Here is an 11,438-nt window from a genome sequence, read left to right as displayed (position 1 = left end):
GCCCAGGAAAGGGTCAGGCGGCAGTGGTTGGACTGGACGGCGCCGCAGGTGATGATGGTGTCGGCGCCCTGCGCCAGAGCGTCGGCCATGACGAAGTCCAGCTTGCGGGTCTTGTTGCCGCCCGCGGTGCCGGGCAGGAGGTCGTCACGCTTGATGTAGATGTTGACCTTGCCGCCCAGCGCCTTGCTGAAGCTGGGCAGGTATTCGAGGGGCGTGGGCTCGGTGACGTAGCCGCGACGGGGGAATTTGGCGAGATTCATGAATACTGCCTCCTGATGGAGCTGTCGTTGAAACAGGTTTTATGAGATATGCGGCAAGGGTCTGCGCTGTTTGGCCGTTTCCACCACGGTCTCGGCCAGCACGTCGGCGGCATCCACCACCGGCACATCGTTATCGCCGCAAATGATGCCCAATTCGGTACAGGCGACCACGAGGACATCCGCTCCCCGTGCCGCCAGATGGTCCGTCACTCCCGCAAAGGCGGCGCGCACCACCTCATCGGTCCGCCCGGCCTTGATGTCCTTGATGACGCCGAGCAGCCGCTGCTCTTCCATGGGCGCGGGATAGACCACTTCCAGCCCGCGACAGGCGCAGGGCTTTTCGTACAGCCGCGTCAGACGGACCGCCGGGGAAGCCAGCAGGCCCACCCGTCGCGCCCGCGGATGCCGTTCGGCCACGGCCTGCGCGGTCAGTCCGATCATGTCCAGCACGGGGATACGCACCGCCTCCTGCACGGCGGCATGGTAATTGTGCGCCGTATTGCAGGCGATGCAGAGGAAATCCGCGCCCCACGCCTCGAGACGGCGTCCCATGTCGGCCATGCAGGGGGCCGGGGACTCGCCGCCGCCTTCCAGCAGCGCCTTGATGCGCGACGGCACCTTGGGGTTGTTGTCCACGATGCAGCGGACGTGATCGACATCATCCCGGGCATCCGTATGCGCGATGATGCGATGCAGCAGATCCACCGTGGCTTCGGGGCCCATGCCGCCCAGTATGCCCGCAACGAGTTCCTTCATCCGAGTGCTCCTCGCGGCGCCGGTCGGCGGACCGACGCCGCTGTTGGTCGTCTCCGGCCGCGTCAGATGTCCAGCCGCGCGCCGCGTTCAGGGTCGAGGTCGTTTTCCAGCCTGGAGACGAAGAGCGCTCCGGTGGCGTCGCCCATGATGTTGATGGTCGTGCGGGCCATGTCCATGATGCGGTCCACGCCGGCCACCAGCGCGATGGCTTCCAGCGGGATGCCCACCTGCGTGAAGACCATGGTCACCATGATGAGCGCCGCCCCCGGCACACCCATCGACCCGATGGAGGCCAGCAGGGCCATGAACAGCACGGTCATCTGCTTGTCGAGCGGCATGGGGATGCCGTAGACCTCGGCGGCGAAGATGGCGGCGATGCCCATATAGATGGCCGCGCCGTCCATGTTGATGGTATTGCCCAGCGGGATGGAGAAGCTGGACACGCTGCGGGACGCGCCGAGGCGCTGCACGCTCATAAGGTTGGAGGACAGGGCCGCCGCGCTGGAACAGGTCGTGAAGGAGATCAGCAGCGGCGCGCTGATGCCGCGCAGGAAGGTGCCGGGCGCGATGCCCGCCCACTTCATGCAGGGGATATAGACCAGCAGGATCTGCAGGAGGCAGGCCAGATACATGATGGCCACGAGCTTGATGAGCGGCAGCAGCACCTGCAGGCCGTGGTTGCCCACCGTGTAGGCCATGAGGCCGAACACGCCTATGGGCGCGTAAAACATGACGATGTTGGTGACGCGGATCATGACCTCGGACATGCCGTCGAAGAAGGCATAGACCGGCTTGGCCCGCTCACCGACCAGACTGATGGCGAAGCCGACCAGCACCGCGAAGAAGATGATCTGGAGCATGTTGCCCTTGCTCAGGGCCTCCATGGGATTGATGGGGATGATGTTCAGCAGGACCTGGACGAGCGTGGGCGCCGTCACGTCCCTGGCCTTGAGGTTTTCCGTCGAGATGTCGAGGCCGACACCGGGCTGGAGCAGGTTGGCGAGGATCAGGCCGATGATGATGGCTACGGCCGTGGTCGCGAAATAATAGATCAGCGTCTTGACGGCCACGCGGCCAAGCTTGCTCACGTCGCCCACGCTGGCCGCGCCCGCCACCAGCGTCACCAGCACCAGCGGCACGACGACCATGCGCACCAGGCTGATGAATACCTGCCCTATGGGTTGGAAAAATGCCGGATCCCATTCGACCATCTGGGCGACGGCCCCGGCGACGATGCCGAGCGCCATGCCGATGCCCATCTGGGTGGGCAGACTCAGTCCCTTGCGTTCACTCATTTTCGACTCCTCCTCATCTGGCCGGCCAAAGCATTCCCGGCCTCTGGCGGTAGTGGTGTGTCTCAAATGTCGACATTTCCTTCCCAGTGCTCTCTTCCGCGCAAAATGTCAATATTCACAGGCGAAAATCAACGGAATTTTTTCACAATCAACGCGATATATCCTGTAAAATCAAAGAGAAATAAAAAAAGAAAAAAATCACAACACATATCGAGGTACAGCGTATAACGTCGTATTTTCGGCCGGCCGCGCCAAGTCCGCCCCCTCTCCCGCCCCTCCGCCGCGATCGGTCCCGCACGCCCGCCCCACCCCGCTCCGGCATCGCACCCGGCGTACGGCCAGACCCGCCCGGCGGCCGCAAAGGCTTGACCGACGCCACCGGAAAGCGTATGGTGCCCTCACCAGCGTAGTCGTCCGCACACCTTGTCGGACACGTTTTTTTGCCCGTGCCGAAGCCGCAGATGTGGCTTCGGGCACTTCTTTTTTGAGCCGATGCCATCCGGCATGGACGGCAGCCGTGCGCTGTCCCCGTCATCTGTAACGCCGCCCCGGCAGCGGCCATGCTCACCGCGCTGTGCGCGCAAGGAAGGAATGTTATGGCTGTCACCACCATCCCCATCACGACACAGGGCTACAAGAAGCTGGAAGACGAACTGGCCCGTCTCAAGAGCGAGCGCCCGCAGATCATCCAGGCCATCAAGGAAGCCCGCGAGGAAGGCGACCTGCGGGAAAACGCGGGATACGACGCCGCCCGTGAGCGGCAGGGCATGGCCGAGGCCCGCATCAAGTACATCGAGTCCCGCCTCGCGCTCTATCAGGTCATAGATCTGGACAAACTGAGCGGCGACAAGGTCATTTTCGGCGCCACCGTGGAAGTGGAGGACGTGGATACCGAGGAGAGCCGCACCTACACCATCCTCGGCCCGGACGAGGCCGATCCCGCCAAGGGGTCCATCTCCTTCCTGTCGCCCGTGGGGCAGGCCCTGCTGGGCAAGGAAGTGGGCGACGAGGTCAGCGTGGACATCCCGCGCGGGCGCGTCACCTACGAGATCGTGGACATCTCCTTCCGCGGTTCCGCCGTACTGGGCTAGACGGCGCTCAGGTCGGGAGACTCAGCGCTCCACGTCCCAGCGGGATACAGCCCGTTTTTGTCGCGACGGACGCAAGGACAGACCCCCTTTCCCTGTTTTTGCCTCCCGCGCAAAAAATCGCCTCCGGCATGTGCCGGAGGCGATTTTTTTAGAGCGTTTTCAGTTTGAAGCGCTTCGCGCTCCAAACCATACGAGCTGTCGTTTCGCGGAAAAAACACGGTCATTCCGCTTGCTTTTTGAGGCAGGCTCGCCTCGAGTCCTGACGCTTCCCCCGGTAAAAGCACGCTGGGGAAGGGATGGGGGGCTTGGGGGGAAGGGAAACCCCTCCAGCGCCGGCAGCGACCCAACGGGCGGCCCGCAGGGTCGTGCCCGTTAGGCGACAGAGGAGCCTTACGGGCATCGACAGCAGAGCGAGGGGTTTCCCTTCCCCCCCAACAGGCAACAAATAGTGCTGACAGCCCCCGGCTCTGCCCAAGCGCCGTGCCGGGGAGGAACAGACCTCCCCGGCGGCGCAAGGGGATCAGAGCGGCAGACGCCAGCCGTTGTCGAAGGCCGCCCCGAGCTGACGGTTACGGACGGGGCTGCGACGGATGTCGTCGCCCCAGCGGTCCTTGAAGCGCTGGAGGATCTGCTGATAGGCGATGTAGGATTCCCGCGTCTCGGCGGCGCGCAGGGTGCCGCACTGGGTGCCCGATCCTTCCTGGATGGCGATCTGTGTCCGCACGGCAAGCGCGTCCTCGGCGTGTTCGCCCGGAAGCCCCCACTGCGCCCAGGGGCTGGCGAGGGTCTTGAGGCGGCGACGGGCCGCGCCGAGGCAGAAGTCCGCCCCGGAGAGCGTGCCGAAGTTCACGTTGAAGCCGTTGCGGTCCAGATAGAGATCACGCCGGAAGGCCATGCATTCCATGGGCGCGGCGATGCAGGACCGGGTGAGCATCAACTGCCCCCAGGCCACATGCCGCATCAGATCGACCTGCAGGCCGCGCATGAAGGCGAAGGGCAGCCCGCTCGCGCCGGGGACCAGCCCGGCGTTCCACAGCCCGCCGTCACGGTAGATGACGCCGCCGACCACGGCCACGTCGTCCCGCATGGCCTGGATGAGGAGCTGTTCGGGACGGCAGCCCGGCAGCGGGACCAGCGCGGCGTCGAGGAAGAGCACCAGCTCGCCGGACGCCGCCCGCACGGCGGCATTGCAGCCGCCCGCCCAGTTGGTGGCCGGGGGCAGGGCCTTCCAGTCCGCGAACGGGGCGAGGCTGGGCTCGTCGATGGAGATATCCACCGGCTGCCAAAGGATCTCGCAGGGCCAGAGCGCCGCCAGCTCCTCCAGCGTCTGCCGCAGGACGGGCGAGACCGTCACGCCGGGACGGGCCAGCAGCACCACGCTGGCCTGCGGGGCCTTTTCCGGCAGCGGGCGGCCCAGACGGAAGAAGTTGTTCATGCCCGCCCCGCAGATCTCGTCCCCGCGTCCGCAGCGGCTCAGATGATCGGCAAGCGCGCGGCGGGAGGCCTCCTCCACGCCCTTCTTGGCCCCCACCTGACCGGCACAACTGCCGGGATGCACGCGCCAATGGTAGAGGATGGACGGGATGTGCCCGATCTGCCGGTCCTCCAGGGCATCGGTCACCCGCAGGATGAGGTCGAAGTCCTGCGCGCCGTCGAAGCCTTCGCGGAAGCCGCCGCACTCGAGCAGCGTGTCCCGCGCGAAGGCGGAGAGGTGGCAGGCATAATTGCCGCCTTCAAGAAGATCGCGGTCGAAGCCGGGCTTGAAGAAGGGATTGCGCCGCACGCCCGCGGCGTCCATCTTGTCCTCGTCGCTGAACAGATAGCGCCAGTGCGGCTGGGCGGCCACGGCATCGGCCACCTGCGCCAGCGCGTCGGGGGCCAGCATGTCGTCATGGTCCAGCAGCGCCGTCCAGGGCGCGTCCGCCAGCTCCAGCGCCGCCTGCGAGGCGCGGGCGATGCCGCCGTTCCGCTCCTGCCGGGCGAAACGGATGCGCGGGTCGGCCGTTTTCAGACTGTCCAGCAGCTCGCGCGTCTCCTGTCTGTCCGAGGCGTCGTCCACCAGACAGAGCTGCCAGTCGGCATAGGTCTGTCCGAGCACGGAATCCACGGCCGCCCGCAAGAAGGTCGGCTCGGTGTTCCAGACGGGCATGATCACGGACAGGCGCGGTCTGGCGGCTCCGGTCTCCACGGCGGAGGCCCGGCCCACAGCGGCGGGCGCCTTCCCGGCGGCAGCGGCCCGGCGCGGCTCCTCCTCCAGCTCCAGCCAGGCGTCATAGGTGCCGGGGCAGGCCTCCAGCGAGGCCTTGTACACGTCCTGCCGCCGCAGGGCCTGCATGGCGGGCACGAGGCAGTCCGTCCGAAAGGCCGCCGCATCCCATGCCCCCAGCGCTTCCTTCATGGCCTCCAGGCCGTGCTGTTCGGCAAAGGCGCGCAGTTTCTCCGCCCGCGCGGCATACCACGCCGCCGTATAGGGCAGGCAGTCCGGCAGCGAGCGGCACAGTTCCAGCAGGTTTTCCCTTTCCTCCGTCGGGGCGCTCGCCAGACTGCGGGCCAGCAGGGAGGCGTCCCCGCTGGCGCGCCAGGCAAAATAGCTCTCCTGCCAGGGGGCCGACTCGTCCACGACGGGTTCGAGCTGATCCGTGGGGCCGTCCGTCAGCCAGCGGTTCACGCCGAAGGACAGGCCGTCCGCGGCGCAATGCGTGTGCAGATCCCCGGCGGCGGGGCAGGCCAGACGGCCGCGCGAGACCAGACTGTTCCACAGGCCGACCAGTTTCAGGGGCAGCAGGATGTCCCGCAGATCCGCGCGCGCTTCCGGCTCCACGGCAAAGAAGGCCGCGCCGCCCCCCTGACGGCTGTACTGCGCGGCCAGCCGCAGACAAAGATCCGGCCCGGCCAGCAGCGCATCGAGCTGCTCCGGCAGGCCGCCCAGCGCCACGAAAGCCTCCCGCCGCAGCAGCAGGGACTGCACGGGGGCCAGCACGCAGCGCCGCACGCCGCGCACGGCCGCCGAAGCCGCGTCCCTGCCCTCGTAGAGAGGACGCAGACCGCCGCTGGACATGACGGCCATGCCGGCCATCGCGTTGACCTGTCTGCCGTCCAGATCATACGTCCAGACGGGCGACACCCCCACGCAGGCAGCATCGGCTTCCAGACGTCCTACCAGACGCGGCAGCAGCCCTTCCGTCGGGGCGAGGAGATCGCTCCAGATGAGGCAATAATGAGTGGATGCGGCACGAACGGCCGCATTGAGCGCCGCCACGTCGGTACATATCTGCACCACGGAGCCTCCCGTGGCCCTGACCAGCTCCTCGCGGCGCGGCGATCGCGGGTCGGAGGTCAGCAGAAACACCGTACAACGGGCGGCGACGTCCCCAGCCGATAATGTGGGAATGATTGTGCGTTCCATAAGCGTATGCTAGGTCAGCCCGATGCGGAAAGCAACCGGCAAGGCGGATCTTCCCGCCTCCCACGGCCGCCGGGCCGCGCAAGCGCATCTTCCGGTCGGAACGCTTCGCGTCCCCTGCCATAAGAACATTTTCCGCTTGGGAGGCTTGGCGCTTCAAACCGCACGGCCTGTCGTTCCGCGGAAAAAACGCGGTCATCCCGCCTGCTTCGGGCCGGGCGGCGCCGTGCCGCCGTCGTGCGTTTTTTGTCCTCTCCGGCAGTAGCCAATGCCCCGTCTTCTCTGGCATACTCCCGCCATGCGCACCACCTTTTCCTCCTTTGCACAGGTCATCGCCCATCTTGACGCTCGCGGCTTCTTCCATATGGAGCTGGGGCTTGAACGCATGGAGCGGGCCCTTGCCCGTCTTTTCCCCGTCCGGCCTCCCCTCGTCTGCGTGCAGGTGCTCGGCACCAACGGCAAGGGTTCCACCGCCGCCTTCCTGGACAGTCTCGCCCGCAGCCACGGTCTGCGCACCGGCCTGTACACCTCGCCGCATTTCGTCTCCCCGGCCGAACGCATCCGGCTGGACGGCGTCCCCCTGCCGGAGGACGACTGGCCCGCGCTGGCCGATGAGGTCCATGCCGCCTGCCCGGAGCTGACCTATTTTGAATTCCTCACCGTGCTGGCCCTGCTGGCCTTCGTCCGCCACGGCGTGGAACTGGCCGTCCTCGAGGCCGGTCTCGGCGGCCGCCACGACGCCACCACCGCCTGCCCGGCCGACGCCCTTTGCTATGCGCCCATCGCCCTTGACCACGCGGCAATCCTCGGTCCCACGCTGACCGACATCGCCGCCGACAAGGCCGCGGCCATCCGCACCGCCGCCCCTGTCGTCAGCGCGCCGCAATTCCCGGCGGCCCGCGCGGCGCTCGAAGCCGCTGCCGCCGCCCGCGGCGCGTCGCTGCTCTTCGTGGGACCGCTGCCGCCCGCCGTGCCGCTCGGTCTGGCCGGGCCGCATCAGCGCATCAACGCCGCCGTGGCGCTGGCGGCCTGGCGCGCGCTGGCCCCGCGCTTCGGGCATCCCGCCCCGCCCGCCTCCGCCGCGCCCACGCCCGCCGAGGCCGACGGCCTTGCCCGCGCCTTCATCGCCGGACGCCTGCACTCCCTCCCCGCCTGCGAGGCCCATCCGCCCCTGCTGCTGGACGGGGCCCACAATCCGCACGGGATGCAGGCCCTGGCCCGCCATCTGCGGCAGATGGGACGAGCGCCGCGCTGCGCCGTCTTTTCCTGCCTTGCGGACAAGGACTGGCTGCCCGCCGCCCGCCTGCTGCAACGCGAACTGGGGGACATCCCCCTGCTCGTGCCGCAGCTGCACAACGAACGCGCCGCCGATGCCTCCGCCGTGGCCGCGGCCTGCAACGCGGGACGGTCACGCCCCACGGCCCGCGCCGTCCCCGATGTGGCGAACGCCCTCGCCGCCGCCCGCGACATCCTCCCCGCCGGGCCTGACGCCGCCGCTCCGGTGGTGCTCTGCGGTTCCCTCTACCTGCTGGCGGAATTCTTCAGCCTCTTCCCGCACTATCTGACGGCCCCGGCTCCCGGCCTCCCGGAGGTCCGCGCATGAACCATCTCTTTCGCTGTCTGCCGTCCGTCGATGTCTGTCTGACGGCCCTGCTGGAACGCGCGCCGGAGCTGCACGCGCAACCGCGCCCCCTGCTGCGTGAAGCCGTCGTCGCCTACTGGGACGGGCAACGCGAACTCATCCGCGCCGGGCGCGTCAGCGATCCCGAACAGCTCGCCCTCGAGGCCCATCTGCCCCTGCTGCTGGCCCATGCGCGGGCGGCGCTGCGGCCCCGCCTGCGGCCCGTCATCAACGCCACCGGCGTGGTGGTGCACACCAATATGGGACGTTCCGTGCTCGCTCCCGAAGCCTGCGAGGCCGTGCTGCGGGCCGCGCAGGGCTATTCCACGCTGGAACTGGATCTGCGGACCGGCGGACGCGGTTCGCGGCACGCGCTGGTGGAGGAACTCATCTGCCGCCTCACCGGCGCGGAGGCCGCCATGACGGTCAACAACAATGCCGCGGCCGTGCTGCTGGTGCTGGACACCTTCTGCCGGGGCGGCGAGGTCATCGTCTCGCGCGGCGAGCTGGTGGAGATCGGCGGCAGTTTCCGCATCCCCGAAGTCATGGCCAAGAGCGGCGCCACCCTGCGCGAAGTCGGGGCCACCAACCGTACCCATCTGCGGGACTATGCCGCGGCCATCAACGAGCGGACCCGCGCCCTCATGCGCGTGCACACTTCCAATTACCGCATCGTGGGCTTCCACAGCGCCGTTCCGCTGGAAGAACTGGCCGCCCTGGCCCGGCAGCACGATCTGCCCGTCTTTGAGGATCTGGGCAGCGGCAGCCTCACGGATTTCAGCGCCTGCGGCCTGCCCAACGAGCCCACCGTGCCCTCGGTGCTGGCCGCCGGGGCCGACATCGTCACCTTTTCGGGCGACAAGGTGCTGGGCGGCCCGCAAGCGGGCATCATCGCGGGCAGCCGGGAGCGCATCGCGGCCCTCAAGGCCAATCAGCTCACCCGCGCCCTGCGCTGCGACAAACTCACCCTGGCCGCGCTGGAGGCCACCCTGCGCCTCTACCGCGACCCGGAACTGGCGCGGGAACGCATCCCCACGCTGCGGATGATCTTCCTGCCGCCCGAAACGCTGGCCCGCATGGCCCGGCGTCTTGCCGCCCGCCTGCGGCGCGAGCTGGGCGACGCCTGCCGCGTCCGTCTGCGCGAGGACGTTTCCCGCGTGGGCGGCGGCGCGTTCCCGCAATACGATCTGCCCACGACCCTCGTCTGCCTTGAACCGACCGTCTGTTCCGCCGTGCGGCTGCGCCAGCGTCTGCTGGAGGGCGACCCGCCGCTGGTGGGACGGCTGGACGAACAGGGATTTTGCCTTGACCCCCGCACCCTGCGCGAGCAGGATCATGCCCGCGTGGCCGCACTGCTGCGCGCCGCGCTCACAGAAAGGACACCTTCATGAAGAACGACACCCCCGATATCGCCTACACGCCGGAAAGCGCCTGGAAAACCTATGCCGCCACGGCCACGCGCCGCAAGGAGATGGAAAGCTTCGCCAAGCGCTACATCGACTTCCTCACCTCCTGCAAGACCGAACGCGAGACCATCGCCTATGTGCAGCGCCGCCTCTCGGAAAAGGGCTACGGCGAGACCCCCAAGGACGGCCTGTTCATGCGCCCCTTCCGGGGCAAGGCCCTCTTCGCCGCCCGCCGTGGGCGCGCGCCCCTGTCGCAGGGCCTGCGCCTCATCGCGGCCCATGCCGACACGCCCCGTCTCGATTTCAAGCAGCGTCCCTTCATCGAACAGCCCGGCGTCACGCAGGCCAAGACCCATTATTACGGCGGCATCCGCAAATATCAGTGGCTGGCCCGTCCGCTGGCCCTGCGCGGCGTCATCACTCTGGAGGACGGCAGGACGCTTTCCGTCGCCATCGGTGACAGGCCCGGCGATCCGGTATTCACCATTGCCGACCTGCTGCCCCATCTGGCGCAGAAGCAGGCCAACCAGCCCCTGAGCGAGGCTTTCGAGGCCGAGAAGCTCAACATCATCCTTTCCCACAGCCCGGCCCCCCGCGCCGGTCGGACTGCCGGCAAGGATGACGAAAAAGAACCCCTCAAGAGCTATCTGCTCCAGCTGCTGCACGACAAGTACGGCGTGCGGGAAGAGGACTTCATCTCCGCGGACATGCAGGCCGTGCCCGCCGGTCCGGCCGCCTTCGTGGGTCTGGACAAGGCCCTCATCGGCGGTTACGGTCAGGATGACCGCATCTGCGTCTTTACCGCGCTGGAAGCCCTGCTCAACTCCCGTCCGGGCCGCAATGCCCCGAATATGGCCGTCATCTTCTGGGACAAGGAGGAGATCGGCTCCGACGGCGCCACCGGAGCGTCCTCCCGCTTCCTGCAATACTGCGTGGAGGATATCGCCCGCGCCTGGTCGCCCTCCCTGCCCGTCTCGCAAGTGTTCATGAACACGCGCGCCCTCTCCGCCGACGTCACCGCCGCCTTTGACCCCGATTTCCCCGAAGTCCACGAAAAGCAGAACGCCGCCCAGCTCGGCTACGGCCCCTGCTTCAGCAAGGTGGGCGGCTCGCGCGGCAAGTACGGGGCCAGCGAGGCCGATGCCGAATTCCTCGGTGAGCTGCGCGGCCTGCTCAATGCCCGCAAGATCCCCTGGCAGGTGGCCGAACTCGGCAAGGTGGACCTCGGCGGCGGCGGCACTGTGGCGCTCTTCCTCGCCGCCTACGGTATGCAGGTCATCGACTGCGGCCCGGCCCTGCTCTCCATGCACAGTCCCTTCGAGCTTTCCAGCACCGTCGATCTCTTTGCGACGTTCGAGGCGTACCGCGCCTTCCTTGAGGGCTAGCAACGGAGAGTATCCCCGTTTTCTGACGCTGGCTGGCGGCCTCTCCTCCGCATCAGGGGGGGGCCGCCTTTTTTTCCTTTTTCTTTTTTCGCGTCGAATTGCGGATTCGGCCCGGCATCTGGGCCGGGTCGCCTCCCGGCGAGGGGCAGGGGGCAGGGGCTTGCGCCGCCCCTTGCCCCCTACGACCCCTTACCCCGCGTTGGGGGCAGCCATCCTTGACG

At 67.7% G+C, this 11,438-nt stretch carries 8 protein-coding genes; 4 read left to right on the top strand and 4 right to left on the bottom strand.

Translation table 11 applies throughout. The annotated features are described in order from the left end of the window. The 3 genes from Q0K00_RS09580 to Q0K00_RS09570 all read right to left on the bottom strand — a co-directional run. A partial coding sequence (locus Q0K00_RS09580; RefSeq protein WP_297228954.1) for a pyridoxal-phosphate dependent enzyme occupies positions 1-260 on the bottom strand: 260 nt, incomplete at its 3' end. Positions 261-299: 39 nt separating this feature from the next. Continuing rightward, positions 300-1,016 (bottom strand): amino acid racemase, encoded by a 717-nt coding sequence (locus Q0K00_RS09575; protein WP_297228952.1) that lies wholly within the window; start codon positions 1,014-1,016, stop codon positions 300-302. A 62-nt stretch (positions 1,017-1,078) separates the two neighbouring features. Further along, positions 1,079-2,311 (bottom strand): dicarboxylate/amino acid:cation symporter, encoded by a 1,233-nt coding sequence (locus tag Q0K00_RS09570; protein ID WP_297228950.1) that lies wholly within the window; start codon positions 2,309-2,311, stop codon positions 1,079-1,081. Between the two features lie 596 nt (positions 2,312-2,907). On the opposite strand from Q0K00_RS09570, the gene greA reads away from it, so the two are divergent. Further along, entirely contained in the window at positions 2,908-3,402 is a 495-nt protein-coding gene (gene greA, locus Q0K00_RS09565; RefSeq protein ID WP_296304205.1) for a transcription elongation factor GreA, read from the top strand. A gap of 520 nt (positions 3,403-3,922) precedes the next feature. On the opposite strand, the gene Q0K00_RS09560 is transcribed toward greA, so the two are convergent. Next, positions 3,923-6,751, bottom strand: coding sequence for a glycosyltransferase (locus Q0K00_RS09560; RefSeq protein ID WP_297228947.1), 2,829 nt, complete (start codon positions 6,749-6,751; stop codon positions 3,923-3,925). Positions 6,752-7,073: 322 nt separating this feature from the next. Between Q0K00_RS09560 and Q0K00_RS09555 the strand changes: the two genes are divergently transcribed. Genes Q0K00_RS09555 through Q0K00_RS09545 form a run of 3 tightly spaced genes read left to right on the top strand, consistent with a single transcriptional unit; the run spans position 7,074 to position 11,217 of the window. Continuing rightward, on the top strand, positions 7,074-8,408 hold the full coding sequence (locus Q0K00_RS09555; RefSeq protein WP_297228945.1) for a cyanophycin synthetase: 1,335 nt from the start codon (positions 7,074-7,076) through the stop codon (positions 8,406-8,408). Continuing rightward, entirely contained in the window at positions 8,405-9,817 is a 1,413-nt protein-coding gene (gene selA / locus Q0K00_RS09550; RefSeq protein ID WP_297228943.1) for an L-seryl-tRNA(Sec) selenium transferase, read from the top strand. Before Q0K00_RS09555 ends, selA begins: the two co-directional genes overlap by 4 nt. Continuing rightward, entirely contained in the window at positions 9,814-11,217 is a 1,404-nt protein-coding gene (locus Q0K00_RS09545) for an aminopeptidase (protein ID WP_297228941.1), read from the top strand. Before selA ends, Q0K00_RS09545 begins: the two co-directional genes overlap by 4 nt. Positions 11,218-11,438: the final 221 nt, after the last annotated feature.

This window comes from uncultured Desulfovibrio sp. (genome assembly GCF_944327235.1).
Taxonomy (GTDB): domain Bacteria; phylum Desulfobacterota; class Desulfovibrionia; order Desulfovibrionales; family Desulfovibrionaceae; genus Desulfovibrio.
The sequence above is the reverse complement of the archived record's forward strand: the minus strand, read 5'-3'. Positions and strand labels throughout refer to the sequence as shown.

What these genes read in the sequence shown, in the direction of transcription:
- Q0K00_RS09575 (WP_297228952.1), bottom strand. Translation starts at nt 1,016, where the DNA reads ATGAAGGAACTCGTTGCGGGCATACTGGGCGGCATGGGCCCCGAAGCC.
- Q0K00_RS09570 (WP_297228950.1), bottom strand. Translation starts at nt 2,311, where the DNA reads ATGAGTGAACGCAAGGGACTGAGTCTGCCCACCCAGATGGGCATCGGC.
- greA (WP_296304205.1), top strand. Translation starts at nt 2,908, where the DNA reads ATGGCTGTCACCACCATCCCCATCACGACACAGGGCTACAAGAAGCTG.
- Q0K00_RS09555 (WP_297228945.1), top strand. Translation starts at nt 7,074, where the DNA reads ATGCCCCGTCTTCTCTGGCATACTCCCGCCATGCGCACCACCTTTTCC.
- selA (WP_297228943.1), top strand. Translation starts at nt 8,405, where the DNA reads ATGAACCATCTCTTTCGCTGTCTGCCGTCCGTCGATGTCTGTCTGACG.
- Q0K00_RS09545 (WP_297228941.1), top strand. Translation starts at nt 9,814, where the DNA reads ATGAAGAACGACACCCCCGATATCGCCTACACGCCGGAAAGCGCCTGG.